The 19,296-nt window shown below is 66.6% G+C and carries 19 protein-coding genes; 7 read left to right on the top strand and 12 right to left on the bottom strand.

The window, feature by feature from the left end; genetic code table 11:
- Positions 1-27: 27 nt before the first annotated feature.
- A complete protein-coding gene (gene dut / locus WB794_RS07730; protein ID WP_337335275.1) occupies positions 28-525 on the bottom strand; it encodes a dUTP diphosphatase in 498 nt (165 codons plus the stop codon).
- A complete protein-coding gene (gene coaBC, locus WB794_RS07725; RefSeq protein WP_337335274.1) occupies positions 522-1,736 on the bottom strand; it encodes a bifunctional phosphopantothenoylcysteine decarboxylase/phosphopantothenate--cysteine ligase CoaBC in 1,215 nt (404 codons plus the stop codon). Before coaBC ends, dut begins: the two co-directional genes overlap by 4 nt.
- A 163-nt stretch (positions 1,737-1,899) precedes the next feature.
- Between coaBC and radC the strand changes: the two genes are divergently transcribed.
- Both radC and WB794_RS07715 read left to right on the top strand, forming a co-directional pair.
- Positions 1,900-2,571, top strand: coding sequence for a RadC family protein (radC, locus tag WB794_RS07720; RefSeq protein WP_337335346.1), 672 nt, complete (start codon positions 1,900-1,902; stop codon positions 2,569-2,571).
- Between the two features lie 98 nt (positions 2,572-2,669).
- Positions 2,670-3,215, top strand: a complete 546-nt coding sequence (locus tag WB794_RS07715; protein WP_337335273.1) for a gamma carbonic anhydrase family protein — start codon at positions 2,670-2,672, stop codon at positions 3,213-3,215.
- A gap of 24 nt (positions 3,216-3,239) precedes the next feature.
- On the opposite strand, the gene glnA is transcribed toward WB794_RS07715, so the two are convergent.
- Positions 3,240-4,649 (bottom strand): type I glutamate--ammonia ligase, encoded by a 1,410-nt coding sequence (gene glnA, locus WB794_RS07710; RefSeq protein WP_337335272.1) that lies wholly within the window; start codon positions 4,647-4,649, stop codon positions 3,240-3,242.
- Here glnA and WB794_RS07705 point away from each other — a divergent pair.
- Positions 4,611-4,946: a hypothetical protein gene (locus WB794_RS07705; RefSeq protein ID WP_337335271.1), complete on the top strand. Its 336-nt coding sequence runs from the start codon at positions 4,611-4,613 to the stop codon at positions 4,944-4,946. The genes glnA and WB794_RS07705 overlap by 39 nt on opposite strands.
- A 34-nt stretch (positions 4,947-4,980) precedes the next feature.
- On the opposite strand, the gene rpmG is transcribed toward WB794_RS07705, so the two are convergent.
- From rpmG to glyQ, 4 genes are all read right to left on the bottom strand, one after another.
- Positions 4,981-5,145 (bottom strand): 50S ribosomal protein L33, encoded by a 165-nt coding sequence (gene rpmG / locus WB794_RS07700; RefSeq protein ID WP_337335270.1) that lies wholly within the window; start codon positions 5,143-5,145, stop codon positions 4,981-4,983.
- 12 nt (positions 5,146-5,157) lie between these two features.
- Entirely contained in the window at positions 5,158-5,394 is a 237-nt protein-coding gene (rpmB, locus tag WB794_RS07695; RefSeq protein ID WP_337335345.1) for a 50S ribosomal protein L28, read from the bottom strand.
- A gap of 534 nt (positions 5,395-5,928) precedes the next feature.
- Positions 5,929-8,103, bottom strand: a complete 2,175-nt coding sequence (gene glyS, locus WB794_RS07690) for a glycine--tRNA ligase subunit beta (RefSeq protein ID WP_337335269.1) — start codon at positions 8,101-8,103, stop codon at positions 5,929-5,931.
- Positions 8,100-9,023: a glycine--tRNA ligase subunit alpha gene (gene glyQ / locus WB794_RS07685; protein ID WP_415926666.1), complete on the bottom strand. Its 924-nt coding sequence runs from the start codon at positions 9,021-9,023 to the stop codon at positions 8,100-8,102. The genes glyS and glyQ overlap by 4 nt, the downstream gene beginning before the upstream one ends.
- A 145-nt stretch (positions 9,024-9,168) precedes the next feature.
- Between glyQ and WB794_RS07680 the strand changes: the two genes are divergently transcribed.
- The 3 genes from WB794_RS07680 to WB794_RS07670 all read left to right on the top strand — a co-directional run bounded on the left by WB794_RS07680 (position 9,169) and on the right by WB794_RS07670 (position 12,591).
- Positions 9,169-10,983 carry a GspE/PulE family protein gene (locus WB794_RS07680; RefSeq protein ID WP_337335267.1) on the top strand — a complete coding sequence of 605 codons (1,815 nt, stop codon included), beginning with the start codon at positions 9,169-9,171 and terminating at the stop codon, positions 10,981-10,983.
- 60 nt (positions 10,984-11,043) lie between these two features.
- Positions 11,044-11,853, top strand: coding sequence for a BPSS1780 family membrane protein (locus WB794_RS07675; protein WP_337335266.1), 810 nt, complete (start codon positions 11,044-11,046; stop codon positions 11,851-11,853).
- Between the two features lie 96 nt (positions 11,854-11,949).
- Positions 11,950-12,591, top strand: coding sequence for a hypothetical protein (locus tag WB794_RS07670; RefSeq protein WP_337335265.1), 642 nt, complete (start codon positions 11,950-11,952; stop codon positions 12,589-12,591).
- A 74-nt stretch (positions 12,592-12,665) separates the two neighbouring features.
- Here WB794_RS07670 and WB794_RS07665 read toward each other — a convergent pair whose 3' ends face one another.
- Positions 12,666-13,139 (bottom strand): acyloxyacyl hydrolase, encoded by a 474-nt coding sequence (locus WB794_RS07665; protein ID WP_337335264.1) that lies wholly within the window; start codon positions 13,137-13,139, stop codon positions 12,666-12,668.
- Between the two features lie 155 nt (positions 13,140-13,294).
- Between WB794_RS07665 and WB794_RS07660 the strand changes: the two genes are divergently transcribed.
- On the top strand, positions 13,295-14,050 hold the full coding sequence (locus WB794_RS07660) for a DUF481 domain-containing protein (protein ID WP_337335263.1): 756 nt from the start codon (positions 13,295-13,297) through the stop codon (positions 14,048-14,050).
- Here the strand turns inward: WB794_RS07660 and WB794_RS07655 are convergent.
- From WB794_RS07655 to WB794_RS07640, 4 genes are all read right to left on the bottom strand, one after another.
- A complete protein-coding gene (locus tag WB794_RS07655; protein ID WP_337335262.1) occupies positions 14,035-14,988 on the bottom strand; it encodes a hypothetical protein in 954 nt (317 codons plus the stop codon). The genes WB794_RS07660 and WB794_RS07655 overlap by 16 nt on opposite strands.
- A gap of 669 nt (positions 14,989-15,657) precedes the next feature.
- The gene (locus WB794_RS07650) at positions 15,658-17,718 is read right to left on the bottom strand and encodes an RHS repeat protein (protein ID WP_337335261.1); all 2,061 of its coding nucleotides are present in this window, start codon (positions 17,716-17,718) and stop codon (positions 15,658-15,660) included.
- 43 nt (positions 17,719-17,761) lie between these two features.
- Complete coding sequence (locus tag WB794_RS07645) at positions 17,762-18,112, bottom strand: hypothetical protein (protein WP_337335260.1); 351 nt, start codon at positions 18,110-18,112, stop codon at positions 17,762-17,764.
- The coding region (locus WB794_RS07640; RefSeq protein ID WP_337335259.1) for an RHS repeat-associated core domain-containing protein at positions 18,112-19,296 on the bottom strand (1,185 nt) is incomplete at its 5' end. The genes WB794_RS07645 and WB794_RS07640, both read right to left, overlap by 1 nt.

Below are 19,296 nucleotides of genomic sequence, written 5' to 3'. Positions count from 1 at the left end.
ATTCCCCCTGGGTGCCCGATCGCGCGCTCAACCCGTGCCGGTATGCCCGAACCCGCCCTCGCCGCGCGCGCTGGGGGCGAAGGCATCGACAGGCACCAGACGGGCCCGGCCGACCGGGATGAACACCAGCTGCGCGACGCGATCGCCGGGGCTGATGGTAAATGGCCTGTCGCTGCGGTTCCACAGACTGAGCAGGAGCGGACCCTGATAGTCGGCGTCGATCAGCCCGGTGAGGTTGCCCAGCACCAGCCCGTGGCGATGCCCCAGGCCCGAGCGCGGCAGCACTACCGCGCACCAGCCCGGGTCGGCGATGTGGATTGCAAGGCCGGAGGGCACCAGTTCGCTCTGGCCGGGAATCAGAGTGAGCGGTGCCTCGACCATGGCGCGAAGGTCGAGCCCGGCGGCACCGGGGGTGGCGTATCCGGGCAGCGGAAACTCCACGCCCAGGCGTGGATCAAGCAGCCGCACGGCCACGTCGGGAAAGGTGGTCCGCTCCGGCGACCATGGGGCAGCGGGCAGGGTCATGGGCGATTCCGGAAGCGCTGGGCAATGACCGCCAGCAACTCCCGTGCCACCTGCGCCTTGTCGGCGCGCGCGATCTCGTGCCGACCCTCGGGCCACAGCACGGTCAGGGCATTGCAGTCGGCGTCGAAGCCCGAGCCCTCCTCGCCCACGCGGTTGGCGGCGATCATGTCCAGACGCTTGCGCTCCAGCTTGTCGCGCGCGTAGCGCTCGACCTCGTGGGTTTCCGCGGCAAAGCCGACCACGAAGGGCCGATCCTGCCGCGCCGCGACTTCCGCAAGGATGTCGGGATTCTGTACCAGCTCCAGGGTCAGGCCGCCGTCGCCGCGCTTCTTGATCTTCTCCAGGCTCGCCTCGCGCGGCCGGAAGTCGGCGACCGCCGCGGTGGCGATGAAAAGGTCGGACTGCGCGACGCGATCCGTCACCGCCGCCAGCATCTGTTCGGCACTGCGCACCGCGATGCGCTCGACCCCGGCCGGCACGGGAAGATTCACCGGGCCGGACACCAGGGTGACGCGCATGCCCAGCCGCTGCGCTTCCGCGGCCACGGCGTAGCCCATGCGGCCGGAGCTGCGGTTGCCGAGGTAGCGCACCGGATCGAGATCCTCCACCGTGGGCCCGGCGGTCAGCAGCAGGCGGCGTCCGGCGAGGACAGCGGCGGCCTCGGGATCGGGATCGGGCGTCACGACCGCATCGGCGATCGCAGCCGGTTCCCACATTCGCCCCGCGCCGGTTTCGCCGCAGGCCTGGCCGCCGGCATCAGGGCCGAGCAGCACCGCACCGCGCTCGACCAGGGTGGCAAGGTTGGCCTGGACCGCCGGGTGCTCCCACATCACCCGGTTCATCGCGGGTGCGAGGAACAACGGTGCCTCGGTCGCCAGGCACAGCGTGGTCAGCAGGTCATCGGCCTGGCCCTGCGCCAGGCGCGCGATCAGATCGGCCGAAGCCGGCGCGATCAGCACGCGCTGCGCCCAGCGCGCCAGCTCGATGTGGCCCATCGAGGCTTCCGCGGCGCTGTCCCACAGCGAGGTGCGCACCGGCTCGCCGGACAAGGCCTGGAAGGTCAGCGCGGTGACGAAGCGCTCGGCGTTTTCCGTCAGCACCACGCGCACCTGCGCGCCGCGCTCGCGCAGGCGACGCACCAGATCGGCCGCCTTGTAAGCCGCGATTCCGCCGCTCACGCCGAGCAGGATGCGCTGCGGCGTCGTGCTCATGCCCGATGCCCGCGAACGAGCGCGAGGGGGCGGCGAAGGCGTGGCCGCATCGGAGAAGTCCTATGCCGGAACGGGGCGATCAGCTTACTTCAAACCCGCTCCGAACCGATGCCGGCGGCGCACCGGATCAGGAAGGATGGTCCTGAACCGATGGGAGGACGACATGAACCTGCGCGATTGGCCGGCCGAAGAAAGGCCGCGGGAAAAACTGCTGGCCCGCGGGCCGGAGGCGCTGTCCGACGCCGAGCTGCTGGCGGTGTTCTTCGGCACCGGGCTGCCGGGGCGCAACGCCATCGATCTGGGGCGCGAGCTGCTGGCGCGCCGCGGCGGCCTGCGCGGCCTGCTCGCGCTCCCGGGCAGGGAACTGGTGCGTGAGTCCGGGCTCGGGCCGGCGCGCGCCGCGCGCCTGGTAGCGGCGCTGGAACTGGCCACACGCCACCTGGCGACGGGGCTCGATCGCCCCGGTGCCATCACCCATCCGCGCCACGCAGGCGAGTACTTCCGCGCCCGCCTGCGGGATCGCACGCGCGAGGTCTTCGCCTGCCTGTTCGTCGACACCCGGCACCGCCCGATCGCGATGGAGGAGCTGTTCATGGGCACGCTCGACAGCAGCGAGGTCCATCCGCGCGAGGTGGTGCGGCGCGCGATGGAGCACAACGCCGCCGCGGTGGTGTTCGCACACAATCATCCCAGCGGCATCGCCGAACCCAGCGCCTCGGACCGCGCGCTCACCGTGACCCTGCGCGAGGCACTCAAGTTGGTGGGGGTGCGCGTGCTCGATCATTTCGTCATCGGCGACGAGGTGACGAGCTTCGCCGAACGGGGCTGGCTGTGAACGCGCCGGCCACGATCCGGCTCGGCGACCGGCGGGTGATGGTGACGCGGCCGCGCGCGGCTAAACTGCACCGCCTGGTCCATCCGCCCCACGATCCGATGACGCCCGTTCGCCCCTTCCTGCACGCCACGCCCGCGCTCGGTGCGCGCGTCTACGTCGATCCGGCCGCCACCGTGATCGGCCAGGTCACACTGGACGACGACGCCTCGATCTGGCCAGGCGCGGTGCTGCGCGGCGACGTCAACTTCATCCGGATCGGCGCGCGCACCAGCATCCAGGACGGCAGCATCGTGCACGTCAGCCACGATGGCCCCTACACCCGGCCAGGCGGATTCCCCACGGTCATCGGTCCGGACACCACGGTGGGCCACGGCGTGATCCTGCACGGCTGCAGCATCGGCAGCTTCTGCCTGATCGGCATGCGTGCCACCGTGCTGGACGGTGCCACGGTGGAGGACTACGGCTTCGTCGGTGCCGGCGCACTGGTGCCTTCGGGCAAGACCGTGGGCTCGGGCGAGCTGTGGCTGGGCAACCCGGCGCGCTGCGTGCGCCGGCTCAGCGAGCGCGAACTGGAGTCGCTGCGCTACAGCGCGGCGCACTACGTCCGGCTCAAGGACACCTATCTGGCGATGGCCGGCGGCTGAATCCGCCGGCCCTGAAGCATCCGCTCACAGCCCGTAGTAGAGCGCGTATTCCAGCGGGTGGGTGGCGGCGCGGAATCGGGTGACCTCGCGCATCTTCATCGCGATGTAGCCGTCGATGAAGTCGTCGCTGAACACCCCGCCGGCCTTGAGGAAGTCACGGTCCGCATCGAGTGCCTCCAGGGCCTGGTCGAGCGAGTGGCAGACGGTGGGGATGTTCTTTTCCTCCTCCGGCGGCAGGTCGTAGAGATCCTTGTCGCTCGGCGCACCCGGATCGATCTTGTTGCGGATGCCGTCGAGGCCGGCCATCAGCAGCGCCGAGAAGACCAGGTAGCCGCTCTGCACCGGATCCGGGAAGCGGATCTCGATGCGGCGCGCCTTCGGGCTCGAAACCCACGGGATGCGACACGAGGCCGAGCGGTTGCGCGCCGAATAGGCCAGGAGGATCGGAGCCTCGAAACCCGGCACCAGGCGCTTGTAGCTGTTGGTGGTGGAGTTGCTGAAGGCATTGATGGCGCGGGCGTGCCGGAAGATGCCGCCGATGTACCACAACGCCATTTGCGACAACCCGCCATAGCCCTCGCCGGCAAAAAGATTCTTCCCGTCCTTGAACAGCGACTGGTGCACATGCATGCCCGAGCCGTTGTCGCCCACCAGCGGCTTGGGCATGAACGTGGCCGTCTTGCCGGCGCGGTGGGCGACATTCCTGACCACGTGCTTGTGCGTAAGCAGGCGATCGGCCATGGTCAGGAGCGCGTCGAACTTCACGCCGATTTCGCACTGCCCCGCCGTGGCCACCTCGTGGTGATGCACTTCGGTTTCGATGCCGAGCGACTCCAGCACCTTCACCATCTCGCCGCGCAGGTCGTGCAGGGTGTCGCTCGGGGGGAGCGGCAGGTAGCCGCCCTTCACGCCGGGGCGGTGACCGCTGTTGCCGTGCGGGTACTCGCGCGCGGCGGACCAGGCGGCCTCTTCCGAATCGATCTCGAAAAAGGCGTGCCCCATCTCGTTGCCCCAGCGCACCGAATCGAACACGAAGAACTCCGGCTCCGGACCGAAGTAGGCGGTATCGGCGATGCCGCTGGCCTTGAGGAACGCCTCGGCGCGATGCGCGACCGAGCGCGGGCAGCGCGAATAGGCCTGCATCGTGGCCGGTTCCAGCACGTCGCAGACCAGCACCAGGGTGGGATCGGCGGTGAACGGATCGAGGTAGGCGCTGGCGGCATCGGGCAGCAACACCATGTCCGACTCGTTGATGCCCTTCCATCCGGCCAGCGAAGATCCGTCGAACATGCGCCCGTCCTCGAACAGGGCGGGGCCTGCGGCCCGGACCGGATAGGTGATGTGGTGCTGGCGGCCGCTCATGTCGACGAAGCGCAGGTCGACGAACTCGACCGCGTGATCCTTGATGAGCTTTTCGACCTGTTCGTACGACATGGGCACTCCGTGGCATGGATGGGCGGGAGCCTGCGCGGATCCGGCGTGCCCGGATCCGGCGCGGCGTTGGTCGCCGGAACGGCCTGCGCGGAACGCATCGGGACCGGGAATCCGGTCGTCAGCTTCTTTCGGGCGACCCGGAATCGTACCGCACCGCAGCATTTTCGCGCACTGCCGGTCGTCGGCTGGCAGGCCGCGCAGCACCCGCATGCCGACCGCTTCCGCGTGCCGGCATGGCGCGGGTGGGTAGGCCACGCGCGGCAAAAGAAAAGCCCGCCGGACGGCGGGCTTTTCTGATTCCGACATGCGCCCGCCGCAGCGGCCGCTCAGGTCACTTGATCTTGCCTTCCTTGTAGATCACGTGCTTGCGCACCACCGGATCGTACTTCTTGATCTCGATCTTGGTCGGGGTGTTCTTCTTGTTCTTGTCGGTGGTGTAGAAGTGTCCGGTGCCGGCCGAGGAGGTCAGGCGGATCTTGTCGCGCTTGGATGCCATGGTCGCAGCTCCTTAGACCTTCTCGCCCTGCTTGCGCAGTTCGGCCAGGACGGCGTCGATGCCGTTCTTGTCGATGGTGCGCAGGGCATGGTTGGAAACACGCAGCTTCACCCAGCGGTTCTCGCTCGCCACCCAGAAGCGGCGCTCGTGCAGGTTGGGGAGCCAGCGACGGCGGGTTTTGTTGTTGGCGTGCGAGACGTTGTTGCCGGTCTGCACACCCTTCTTGCTCACTTGACACACGCGTGCCATGACGCACCTCGAAGGTTCTGTGATGCCCCCCTTGGCCAGGGGAACGGCGGCCCCGCCGCCTTGGGCGGCGCGCGATGCGGGATCAGTCGCTTGCGGCCGGAAATCGCGCTGCCGGCACGGTCCCCGGCACAAGGCCGGAGGAAGCGAGCCGTGCATTTTGCCATAACCGCGATGGCCGAACAACTGCAGGCCGTCGCGGCTGCGCCGCGCTGCGGGCGCGGGCACCGGGCACGAGGCGCGCAGCAGCTCGACGGTTTCCATCAGATCCAGCCATGCCGCCACTGGATCGGCATGACGCAAGGCGCGGAATTCAGCGCCGGCCGGCGGCGGCTCGGGCGACAGTGCGGGAAACACGGCAAGGACTTCTCGTAGCGGGTCGGAAAGACGCGACATGGCGACAGACTATACGGCCAGTCATGCGGCATCACCGAACCCCTCGCGAAAGGCCCGCGCGATGCGGGCGCGATGACGTGGCCGCAAGCGGCCCACCGCCCGCCGTACCCTCTCCGACCCGGCCGGCCCGGGAGAAATTCCTCAGCCGCTGGCCAGCAGGGAAACGTCCGCCACGCTGAGGAAGCGGCGCGCGATGCGCTGCAGGAGGGCGAGGCGGTTGGCGCGCACGCGGGGATCTTCGGCCATCACCATCACGTCCTCGAAAAAGGCGTCGATGGGCTCGCGCAGCTGCGCCAGGTGCTTGAGCGCGGTGACGTAGTTGCGCTGCGCCAGTTCGGCATTGGCGGCCGTTTCCACACCCAGCAACGCCTCGGCCAGGCGCTCCTCGGCCGGCTCGACCAGGGCGGCCGGGTCGATGGCGTCGGGAATCTCGCCTTCGACCTTGCGCAGGATGTTGCCGATGCGCTTGTTGGCCGCGGCCAGCGCGGCGGCTTCGGGCAGCGCGGCGAACTGGCCGATGGCGTCGATGCGGCGGTCGAAGTCGTAGAGCGAGGCGGGCTTCAGTTCCGCGACGGCGTTGAAGTGCGTCGCCGGCACGCCGCGCTCGGCGTAGTAGCCGCGCAGGCGGTCGAGGATGAAGTCGTAAAGACTATCCGCCACGTTCTGTTCAATAGGAATCCAACTTGCCTTCGTGGCAACTTGGGCAGCGACACCTCGTTCTTTCGCTGCAGTGAGTGCTGCATCAAGCTCCCGATGGGTCACTGTATGCATCGAAGCAATCACATACTTAGATGCCTCCAACAACAACTGGTACAAAGAAAGCTCTTCGCCGCTCTCAATAATCGTCCGCGCCAGCCCCAGCGCATTGCGCCGCAGCGCGAAGGGATCCTTGTTGCCGGTCGGCTTCAGGCCCGCGGCAAAGCCGCCGGCCAGGGTGTCCAGGCGTTCGGCGACGGCCAGCACCTTGCCCAGCGGCGAGAGCGCGATGTCGTCGGCGGAAAAGCGCGGGCGGTAGGCTTCGTCGATCGCCAGCGCGACGGCTTCCGGCTCACCGGCGGCAACGGCATAGTGGCGCCCGGCGATGCCCTGCAGTTCCGGGAACTCGTTGACCATGCGCGACTGCAGGTCGTTCTTGGAAAGCTCGGCGGCGCGGCGCGCCTGCGCCGGTTCGACGCCGACCTGCGCGGCGATGGTTTCGGCCAGCGCGGCCACGCGCTGCACCTTGTCGGCGACCGTGCCGAGCTTGGCCTGGTAGGTGACGGTGGTCAGCCCCGCGCCCATCGCCTCCAGCCCCTGCTTCAGGTCTTCGTCGAAGAAGAAACGCGCGTCGGCAAAACGCGGGCGGATCACGCGCTCGTAACCGGCGCGCACCTTGTCGACGTCGGCCGACTCGATGTTGGCGATGCCGATGAAGCGCTCGGTCAGCGCGCCGGCTTCGGTCAGCACCGGGAAGAACTTCTGGTTGATCTCCATGGTTTCGATCAGGGCTTCCTGCGGCACCGCGAGGAAGTCGCGCTCGAAGCCGCAGGTGATCGGCGCGGGCCATTCGACCAGCGCCACGACCTGCTCGAGGTTGTCCTCGGAAATGCGCGCCACGCCGCCCGCGGCGCGCGCGGCCTCGGACACCTGCGCGCGGATGCGCTCGCGCCGCGCGGCGGGATCGACGAGGACAAAGGCCTTTTCCAGCGCCGCCACGTACTCGTCCGGATGCGCAATGGCCACCGCCTGCGGCGCGTGGAAGCGGTGCCCGCGGCTTTCCCCGCCGGCGCGGATGCCGAACAGTTCGGCCTCGACCACGCGCCCGCCCAGCAGCAGCACCAGCCAGTGCACCGGGCGCGCGAAGGCGAACTCGTGTGCGCCCCAGCGCATCGGCTTGGGAATCGGCATCGCGGCGATGGCTTCGCGCAGCACCTCCGGCAGCAGCGTTTCCGTCGCCGCGCCGGCGCTGACGGCGCGATGCACGAAGCGCTCGCCCTTGGCGTCGGTGAGGCGTTCGAGCCCGGTCCATTCGACGCCGTTCTTGGCGGCGAAGCCCTCCAGCGCGCGGGTCGGCTGGCCCTGCGCATCGAGCGCGATGTTGAGATACGGACCGAGCACTTCGCTGGCCTGCTCGGCCTGCCGCACGGCCACGCCCGGCAGCCGCACGGCCAGGCGGCGCGGAGTGAACAGCGGCGCGGCATCGCCGCGCTCCACCGCCACGCCGCGCTTTTCCAGCCCGGCGATCACGCCGTCGAAAAACGCCTGCGCCAGGCCGGGAAGCGCCTTGACCGGCAGCTCCTCGGTGCCCAGTTCGATCAGAAGGGGTTGCAGGCTCATGCGACGGCCTCCTGCGCGGCGGCCTTGAGGCCGGGAAAACCCAGCTTCTCGCGCTGCTCGAAATACGCCTGCGCCACGTTCTGGGCCAGCTTTCGCACCCGCAGGATGTAGCGTTGGCGCTCGGTGACGGAAATCGCGCGGCGCGCGTCAAGCAGGTTGAAGCTGTGGCTGGCCTTGCAGACCTGGTCATAGGCCGGCAGCGGCAGGCCCAGCTCGACCAGCCGCAGCGCCTCGGCCTCGCAGGCGTCGAAGCGGTGGAACAGCTCCTTCACGTCGGCGTGCTCGAAGTTGTAGGCGCTCTGTTCGCGCTCGTTCTGCAGGAACACGTCGCCGTAGGTGACCGGCCCCTGCGGACCAACCGTCCAGATCAGGTCGTAGACGTTGTCGCACTCCTGCAGATACATGCACAGGCGCTCCAGTCCGTAGGTGATCTCGCCCAGCACCGGCCTGCATTCCAGCCCGCCGGCCTGCTGGAAGTAGGTGAACTGGGTGACTTCCATGCCGTTGAGCCAGACCTCCCAGCCCAATCCCCAGGCACCGAGCGTGGGCGACTCCCAGTTGTCTTCGACCAGACGCAGGTCGTGCACCAGCGGATCGATGCCCAGTGCCTTGAGCGAGTCGAAATACAGCTCGACGATGTTGTCCGGGTTGGGCTTCATCACCACCTGATACTGGTAGTAGTGCTGCAGGCGGTTGGGGTTCTCGCCGTAGCGTCCGTCGGTGGGGCGGCGCGAAGGCTGCACGTAGGCGGCATTCCACGGCTCGGGGCCGAGCGCGCGCAGGAAGGTGGCGGGATGGAAGGTGCCGGCCCCGACTTCAAGGTCGAGCGATTGGATCAGCACGCAGCCCTGATTCGCCCAGTAGGCGTTGAGCGACTGGATCAGCTGCTGGAAGGTGGGACCGGTCATGGGCCTGCGCATCGGGTGAAAACCGGGAATTATACGGACAACCCGCCGCCGCGGTCTTGCCTCGGCACGACGCGGCCCTGCTCGACAGGCGCAGCGGCGCGCGCGCGCACCCGCGCGGCTGAACATCCTCCCGTGCCGTGTCATGCTGTGACCCGCCATGACCCGCCATGACCAGCCACAGCGCAGCGCTGCGCCCGCCCGCCGTTTTCCCGAGGGAGCCCGGCTCGCCGCTTCGCAGGTGCTGGCGGCGCTGGCCGAGGACGGGTTCATCGGTGACGCGGATCTGGCGCGCGCCCAGCAGGCGGTGCGCGAACAGCGGCCCGGGGTGGACATCCATCCGCTGGTGCTGGTGGCCAACCTCAAGTTCGCCAACCGCAAGCGCGCGGGCAGCGAGCTGAACCTCGAAACGCTGACGCGCTGGCTGGCGATCCAGGTCGGTCTGCGCTACCTGCGCATCGACCCGACCAAGATCGACGTGCCGGCCGTCACCGCGCTCATATCCCACGCCTACGCCCAGCGCCACCGCATCCTGCCGGTGGCGGTCAGCGCCGATCGCGTGGTGATCGCCACCAGCGAACCGACCGACCAGCGCTGGATGGCCGACCTCACCCAGGTGCTGCGGCGCGAGATCACCGTGGTGGTGACCAACCCGCTCGACATCGCGCGCTACACCATGGAGTTCTTCGGCGTGACGCGCTCGGTGCGCGGCGCCAGGGACCAGCGCGAGGAGAACCCCAGCGTCTCGATGCCCAGCTTCGAGCAGCTGGTGGAGCTGGGCCGGGCCGGCGAGGTGGGCGCGGACGACCGCCACATCGTGCACATCGTCGACTGGCTGCTGCAGTACGCCTACGAGCAGCGCGCCAGCGACATCCACATGGAACCGCGCCGCGACCTGAGCCACGTGCGCTTCCGCATCGACGGCAAGCTGCACAAGGTGTTCGAGCTGCCCACCCCGGTGATGATCGCGGCGATCAGCCGCATCAAGGTGCTGGGGCGCATGGATCTGGGCGAGCGCCGCCGCCCGCAGGACGGGCGCATCAAGACGCGCTCGCCGGGCGGGCGCGAGGTGGAGATGCGCCTGTCCACCATCCCCACCGCCTTCGGCGAGAAGTGCGTGATGCGCATCTTCGACCCGGACACGGCGGTGAAATCCACCAAGGATCTGGGCTTCGACGCCGCCGAGGCCGACGCCTGGAAGGACCTGACCGGCCGCCCACACGGCATCCTCCTGGTGACCGGGCCGACCGGCTCGGGCAAGACCACCACGCTCTATTCCACCCTCAAGCGCCTGGCCACGCCGGACGTGAACGTGTGCACGGTGGAAGACCCGATCGAGATGATCGCGCCCGAGCTCAACCAGATGCAGGTGCACCACGCCATCGACCTGGACTTCGCCTCGGGAGTGCGCTCGCTGCTGCGCCAGGACCCGGACATCATCATGATCGGCGAAATCCGCGATCTGGAAACCGCGCAGATGGCGGTGCAGGCCTCGCTCACCGGCCATCTGGTGCTGTCCACGCTGCACACCAACGATGCACCCTCGGCGGTGACCCGCCTGCTCGATCTGGGTGTGCCGCACTACCTGATCCAATCCACCCTCAACGGCGTGCTGGCGCAGCGCCTGGTGCGCACGCTCTGCCCGCACTGCAAGAAGCCCGCGCCGCTGGACGAAGACGGCTGGGCGGTGCTTTCCAGCGGGCTGGGGCTGCCCAAGCCCGCCTCCGGCTTCGCCGCGCGCGGCTGTCTGGAGTGCCGCCACAGCGGCTACCTTGGCCGCGTCGGGCTGTACGAGCTCCTGCTCATCACCCCGGTCCTTCGCAGCCGCGTACAGAAGGATATGGACCTGGCCAGCTTCACCCGCGACGCGATCGCACAGGGCATGCAGACCCTGCGCGCTTCCGGCGCGCAGAAGGTCGCGCAGGGCCTGACCACGATTGCGGAAGTGCTGGACGTGCTGCCGCCGCCCGAATAGCGTCCGGTCATCGCGTCCTGCCATCATCCCGCCCGTTTTGCGCACTTTTCGGAGAATCCCATGACCGCACGCAACGTACCCGCCGCAAACGGCATCGCCTGGCTCACCGGCGCGGTGGAGCTGATACGCAAGAACCCGGCCGCCTTCCTGCTGATGGGGCTGATCGTCACCCTGATCGGCACCCTGCCGATCCTGGGCTCGCTGGTGCTGGCGGTGATCTCGCCGACGCTCTACGCCGGCATCGCCTGGGCGGCGCGCGCGCAGTCGCGCGGGGAAACCGCCGAGCTCGCCCACCTGTTCCAGGGCTTCAAGGAAGAAGGCCGCATCGGGCCGCTGCTGATTTTGTGCCTGCCGAGCGTGGTGGCGGGCTTCATCGCGGCGGTCCTCATCGCCATCTGGATCGGCGTGGCGCTGGCGGGCGCGGGCGCGTCCGCGATACTGGAACGGCCCGAAGCCCTGCTGGGCGCGGCGGGTGCCGGGGCCTTCGTGCTGGGCCTGGTGGTGGTGGCACTGATGATCGTGGTGTTTGCGGTGACCTTTTTCGCGATTCCCGACGTGGTCTTCGGCGAGAAGGACGCCTTCGCCGCGATGCGCCGCAGCCTGCACGCCAGCCGCGACAACGTCGGCGCGATCCTGCTTTATCTGCTGGTGCTGTTGGGGGCGGCCATCCTCCTGATGGCCGTGTTGTCGGTCATTTCCAGCCTGCTCGGCCAGTTCGTCACCTCGATCCTGGTCACCCCCATCGCGGGTGCCTCGATGTACCTGGCCTGGAAGGACGTTGTCGGCGGCGACACCACCAGGGAGGCGCCGGCGCTGCCGGAAGCCGACTCCGCCGAACCGCCGCGGGACGGCGGCGGCATGGTGGCGTGAGGGCAGAAACGCCTGTCCAACGGAAACTTTGCATCCGGTTAACCCGCGCCTAATCCACGCCCCCCTAGGGTGGCGCGCCCGAAATGGAGGGGTGGGATGGTGTCGGTCAAGGATGATCGGTGGCTGGCGCGGGCACCGCAGGCTGCGGTGCTCGCGCTCGTCATCACGGGCCACCTGGGATTCGGACTGTGGCTGTCGCAGGAGCGGCGGTCGGAGCCCGCGCCTGACGCGGCGCTCGAGGTTGTTTTCCTGGCGGCCGACCGCCCCTCGGCGGCGAGTCCACCGCCGCCGTTCCCGGCAGCACCACCGCGCCGGCATGCGGCAAAGGCTTCACCACGACCGCAGGCAACGCCCTCGGCACCACCCGATCCGGCACCGTCACGCGACGTCGTGCCGCCCCGGCTCTCCGACGCCGACAGCGTGCGGCTGCTGGACGCGCTGCGCGCGGGCGCGCGGCGCGAAGCGCGCGGCGACACGGCCGCGCGCGACTTCCTGCAGCACCGCGCCGAGCCGCTGCCCGGACGCGCCGAACCATTCACGCCGCGCGCGGTGGTGCTGCACGAGGGCATGTCGCCGGAAAAACTCGTGGCGATGATCGGAAGCCTGTTCGGCGGCAACTACCATCCCTGCCCCGATACCGTCAGCAAGATCCGCGACCTCTCGCAGCGCAACGATCCGATGGGCGACGCCGAGCTGATCCGCCTGATCGACCGCGAGCGCCGCAACGGCTGCCGTTGATGGCGGGAGTGAGGAATCGGGAATCGAACGTGGCGGCCGAAGATGCCGGATGTTCCGACTCCCCTTTCCTGCCCTCAGAAACCGTACTGCACGAGCAGCAGGTTCTCGCCGCGGTTGCGGCCACCGGTATTGGCGTTGGAGAGATGGCGCAGGGAAAAGGTCAGGCGCTGGTAGCGGTAGCCGATGCCGGTCTGGAACTGCCAGTGCCTGGAGAGCGCCTCGGTTTCGGAATTGGTGGCCGCGATGCCGCCCTGCACGAACCAGCCGCGCCAGGTGAAGCGCTTGGAAACCGAACCGAAGTAGACGTCCGGCGTGCGCGCCGCAGCCGCGTTGCGCGCTGCGATGTACCCCAGCATGAACTCCCAGGGATGCCGCGTCGGCGTTTCCCAGCTCAAGGTCAGCGCATGGCTGGCCACGCCGTCGATTTCATCGACCCACGCCGCGCCGGCGTGGAACCCGGCGTTCGCGTTCCCGGTCGCGATGACCAGGACAATGAAAAGCAGGAAACAGACGCGGCTCATGGCACCAGTGAACAGAAAACACGACACGCCATGATACTCCGGGGCCCCGGCTCGCTCGGTTGCGGAACGCAGAATCGACACTGAACGCAACGCTTCCGGTTCACTTGCGCATCAGGCGCAGTCGGTAGCATCGCCGGGCCTTGCGCCCTGCGGCGCATCGGCCCCACACACGGAGAATCACAATGACGAAGAAGACCCTCCTGGCCGCCGCCGTGCTGGCCTGTCTGCCGCTCGCGGCGTCCGCCACCGACGGCGGCTGGTCGGGCACCGGCGAGTTCGGTCTGGCGATGGCACGCGGCAATGCCAAGTCCGACAACGCCAACGGCAAGATCGCCTTCGCCAAGGAGGACGACCGCTGGAAACACGCGTTCTATTTCTCGGCGCTGCGCAACAAGTCCGAGGTCAGCGCCGACGTCGACGGCGATGGCGTCCCCGAGAAGTTCATGCAGACCTCGGCCAACCGCTATGAGTTCGGTGCCAGCAGCGCGGTCAAGATGAACGAGGTCAGCTCGTGGGTTGCCGCGCTGCGCTACGAGAACGACGACTTCGCGCCCTACGAGCACCAGACCACGTTCTCGATCGGCTACGGCCACACGTTCATCAACAATGCGCGCACCAATCTGGTCACGGAAATCGGCCCCGGCTACCGCCGCGCCAAGGACGCGCTCACCGGCGAAACCCAGAGCGACTTCATCGGCCGCGGCCTGCTGGGCTACAAGCACATGCTCACCGCCAACACCTCGCTGTTCGACACCCTGCTGGTCGAAGCCGGAAGCGACAACACCTTCGTGAGCAACGAATTCGGCATCGCCGTGGCGATGAACTCGAAGCTGGCACTGAAGGCCGGCTTCGACGTGCGCCACAACACCGACGTCGGCCCCGGCATCGAGAAGACCGACCGCCTGACCAAGGTCAATCTGGTCTACAACTTCAAGTAAGCCATCGGCGGCGGTCGTGATGCCGGCCAGCGCCGGGTGCGGCCGACGCCTTCCTTCTTCGCGATACGCCGGTAGCGCGCGCCGTCCACGCCGTAGGCAAAGCGCGCGCGGAGCGTGATGTCCGACGAGCCCACGCTCGCCACCCGCCGCACTTCGGTGGCCTGGTTGAGGGCGCTGTACGCATAGAACCGCAGGCTGTCCGCGCTGGTCATGTTGCCGCGCGCATCGTGCTGGTTGGCGATCGTGATCAGCCCGGGAATGAACAGGCTCTGGGTCTGGTGCGCGCTGAGCGTGGCGGAGCTGCTGCCGCTGCCGGGGTTGCCGGCGGTGCCGCAGCCGGCGCGGCCGGCGTAGCCGTACTGCGCGAACAGGCCGAACTGGTACTTGCGGCAGAGGTTGCCGAGCTTGTCGTACTGGGCATAGAAGCTCAGGTTCGCGGGCGCGGCGGCGTCGGGGTTCACGTACGTCGCGTTGGCCGAGTACCAGGTGGTGCCCACGTACTCGAACCAGCCCAGGGTGAGGCGGTCGGCACCGTCGTACTGGAAGCGCTCCTTGTAGCGCCCGGCCTCTTCCCGGCTCGTGAGCTGGCCCTTGTTGTCGTAGCCGTAGGCGCTGTTCTGCACCCCGCAGCCGGGCCCCGTGCATACGCCCACCAGCTGGCCGTTGAGGGCATCGTAGCTGCGCGCGATGGTGGGGCCGACGCTGGAACCGCGCCGCTCCACCAGCACCGCGCCGCGCGCGTCCACCTCGTCCACGGTGGCATGGAACGCGGTGCCGCAGCTGGGCGCGGTGTCCGCCTCGGTGGAGTCGCACAGGCGCGTGGCAAACCCGCGCGCATCGAACTGCTGCTTGAGCCATCCGCCGCTGGCATCGCGCGTTTTCCAGGCCCGGCCGTAGCCGTCGTACCGGGTCTGCTCGCGGCAGGTGCGTGCGTCCATGGTGCTGTCGCGGCTGCGCCATCGCCGATGCGGTGATGGCGCGCTTCGGTCATGCCGCTGACGACGCGCGTGGCGATCCGTGATGATCGAAGGGGCGAGGCTGGGCATCGGTAGCTACCTGTAGCGGCGGAATCCGCATAGCGGGTTCCGCCCTACTTGCTCAACGTTGTCACTCATGCCCACCCGCGTCCGTAAGGGAGACGGGGTGCCTCACGGAGTTTCCCTGGTGATCCAGTGAAAACAACTCTATCGACTTAACTTCAACGAGCCGACCCACACCAACTTCATCCTGGAGGTGTGGCTTGCCACAAATAAAAGTCCCTCTGATTGCGGAATATGCTCCGCCCCCGTACTCACCGAGTTTTTTGGACAAGATCTTCTGAATATTATCCTCAACGGAAATTGTTCCGGGAATCCACTGGTGCTTTGCTCTTGATTCATCAGAATAAAGGAGAATACCCGCCCAGTTGTGTTGTAAATACCCAAACGTACTGACAGTAATGTTGCAATATGATCCTGATCGCGAAATTAGCTCATAGCTATCCACATAACATTTTTCATTATCCACCCCGCCCGTCTTCGAGCAATGCCGTATCGCAGGTTCTGCCTTTCCGGACTCGGCTAAACAAGGAGGCGGAACCAACAACCCCACCCCGATGAGCAGTTGGATCAGAAGTCTTTCCATAAAATATCCCTTCGATTGAATGTATCCCAGACCGTGCCTGGCGCTCCCCGATAGACAGAGATTGCATAAACTGTGTGCCCGGCGCTCTCACGCATATCCCATGCAATACTCCTATCATCCGAACTCAAAGCCGCGGAACTTGGGTGAGTATGAATATACCCAATGATCTTCCCACCGTACTGCTCCGGTAGTCGCGGGCCAGCGCGAACAATGACCTGACTGGAATTTCCATCACTATAGGGTGCGGCATATACAAACAAATTTTCGCCAATCTGATAAAGCAGCGAGCTAATCTCCACATTGTACTTTCTCGCTATTGGATCAACTAATCTAGCCCAATCTTCACTCGCGACTTTAAAGTCACCTTTATAGATCTTGCTAAGAACACCGGCGTCATATAACGCGGCTCGCGCCTCTTCTGCAGCCAGCAAACCCACTCTCGGATTATCTTCGCTAGTCTTAGTACCAGCATCTCTTGCGGCACCACTCGATGCTCGCTGCATAGCCTTGCCAACCACATACGCAAACGCCCCCGATCTCGCCCCGTTGGCGAACTTGCCGCCGGTCATTTCCGACACCGTGCCGCCGATGATGGCCGAGGCTGCGGTGCCGAACACGTCACCCATGTTGCTCACGTACGGCGACGCCCGGGCCGTCACGCCGGCGCTCACGAAACCGTGCCCGAACTTGCCGCCCTGGATCACGCTCGCCACCCCGCCGCTGGTGGCGGCGATCGCTATCCGGCTCGTTGGGCCGAGGTTTCCGCCGTATTTCTTCACGCCCCACGCCACCGTCGCCACGAACGCCGCCGCCACGCCGCTGCGGCGCGCGTCCGAGGAACTTGCCCCGAAGGCTCTGGCGTGATCGTAGCCTGCGCCCGCGGCGCAGGCGATCGACCACGCGCCGGGGACGAACGAGCAGGCACCGATGAGCGCGCCGGAGACGTCCGGCCCGAGCGCGCGCATCACCGAGCGGATCGCGCTCTTGAACGGGTTCAGCAGTCTGTCGAGGAAGCTGTACCCGCTCGGGTCCGTCAGGTTCAGCGGGTTGTTGAGCACGTAGCTGTAGGGGTTCCAGTTCTGCGGGTTGTAGATCTCGGTGATGATCGGGTCGGCCTGCACCATGCGGCCGCCCGTGGGCCAGTAGAGGCGTCCGTTCATGTGAATCGTGTCGTGGCCTTCCAGGTGCTCGTGCCCGGTGAAGCCGCGCGGGGTGTGGGACGAGCCGGCCTTGCCGAACGGCGGATCGGGCGTGCGCCACTGGCCGTCGGCACCGCTGTCCAGACGCTCCTGCACCGTCACGCTCGAGCCGCTGACCAGGCCGATCACCTGCACCGAGCCCAGCCGGTCGCTGAACTGGTGGCGTACCGTGCCCGCGCCCGCGGCCTGGGTGATGCCGCCCACGAGCTGATCGCCGCTGTAGCTCACGATGGCGGTGCTGCCGATCGTGCGACGCCACTGGATCGCACCGCCCGGCTTCTGCAGCCGCTCCACGGCGCCGATGATCGTGGTCGTGGTGGTGCCGCCCGCGCTGCTGCCATCGTCGATGCGCCGGTAGCGCGCGCCGTCCACGCCGTAGGCAAAGCGCGCGCGGATCGTGATGTCCGACGAGCCCACGCTCGCCACCCGACGCACTTCGGTGGCCTGGTTGAGGGCGTTGTAGGCATAGAACCGCAGGCTGTCCGCGCTGGTCATGTTGCCGCGCGCATCGTGCTGGTTGGCGATCGTGATCAGCCCGGGAATGAACAGGCTCTGGGTCTGGTGCGCGCTGAGCGTGGCGGAGCTGCTGCCGCTGCCGGGGTTGCCGGCGGTGCCGCAGCCGGCGCGGCCGGCGTAGCCGTACTGCGCGAACAGGCCGAACTGGTACTTGCGGCAGAGGTTGCCGAGCTTGTCGTACTGGGCATAGAAGCTCAGGTTCGCGGGCGCGGCGGCGTCGGGGTTCACGTACGTCGCGTTGGCCGAGTACCAGGTGGTGCCCACGTACTCGAACCAGCCCAGGGTGAGGCGGTCGGCACCGTCGTATATCCAGTCGTGTGGAAGGGTCACGGGACGCAATCCCCATGACCCCATCCTATCTTGCCGGATCCAATCAGGCACCAACCTGCCGTTCGATTTCTTGGATCAGATCGCTCAGGTTAATTGTTTTGGTAGGCTGGCCAGTCAATCGTTCAAGATGGTTTGAAAGAATTTGCACGAGCTCAGCAACCGCTGTTTCCGGCGGCTCCTTGAGGGACACCTTGACTTTGCCAATTGCCACTAAACCAAAACGGAATTTATATCTTGATCGGGGGGTGTCAGAAATCAAATTTAGCACTTGACCGGTTGCATCGAACACTCGATAGCATTCTATATCCGGAGACTCCAAGCTCTGTTCAAGTGCGTCAATACTCTGGAAGACGCTGACATCGTCGCCTTCAACAACGAAGTACGGAGGCTTCATTAGAATCGATCCCAGAAATAGCGATCCGTTGATTTCGGTTCCCAAGGCCTATGACGGCCTATGCCTTGGCCGTCTATAACCCCACCCGTCCTCGGATCAATCCCTCTTCTATGATAATGTGGCAGCTCTCCGTATTTGTGCCCTGTGCGGTTTCCAAATACGGCAATACGAAGATTTTTACCAAATCTAATTTCCTTTCCGGCTCGCACCCCTATAGAGCTTCCGCCGCCTATTGGAATCAGTGTCGTTGCGGTTGCAAACGCAGTATCTGGTGTCCACAGGCTCGCCAGCCCACCGAGGAAATCATAAAAGGGGTTTCCTGTTTCGTTCGCCATGCCAGCCCAGTGCATGGCCGCATTTTCACCCGCGTCCAATGAGGTAACAACAGCACTAACCAATGGTTCGGTGTCAATGCTCTCCCCCGGAGAACGCACCGTCATTTCACCAGAGTCAGTGCGCTCATAATGCATGAGTTCATTGAACGCATAGGAGAACGCCGCCGTCACCGCCCCATTGGCGAACTTCCCTCCCGTCATTGCCGAAGCCGTTCCGCCTATCACAGCCGCCGCAGTGCCTTGACTGATCGGGCCGCCCCGGCTTGCCACGATGGGGCTGGCTGCCTCGCTGAATCCCGCACTGGCAAACCCGTGCCCGAACTTGCCGCCCTGCAGGCTGCTCATCACTCCGCCGGCCATGCCGTGTGCCACGATCTTGGCGGTGAACTGGCCTGCGGTCAGGCCCGTGCGACCGACTGTGCCCGCCGTTCCCGCAGTAGCAGACATACCTTGGAACACTGTTCCTATCTTGTTGAACATCCCCGCACTGAACGCCCCATAGATTCCGCCCCTGAGCGAGTTGGTCTGGACCGCACCAGCAACAAAACCACCTGCAATAACCGCCTGAGTCGATGTCAGCCCAATCCAGGGTGCGGCATAGGGAGCATAAATCGTGATCACGATCGCCGCGATCGTACGCCAGTACTTGCTGATGAAGCTGTACCCGCTCGGGTCGGTCAGGTTCAGCGGGTTGTTGAGCACGTAGCTGTAGGGGTTCCAGTTCTGCGGGTTGTAGATGTCGGTGATGATCGGGTCGGCCTGCACCATGCGCCCGCCCGTGGGCCAGTAGAGGCGTCCGTTCATGTGGATGGTATCGTGGCCTTCCAGGTGCTCGTGCCCGGTGAAGCC

The sequence above is a fragment of the Denitratimonas tolerans genome (assembly GCF_037203605.1).
GTDB lineage: Bacteria > Pseudomonadota > Gammaproteobacteria > Xanthomonadales > Xanthomonadaceae > Denitratimonas > Denitratimonas tolerans.
Note: the sequence above shows the minus strand (reverse complement) of the source record. Positions and strands in the feature narration are given on the sequence as shown.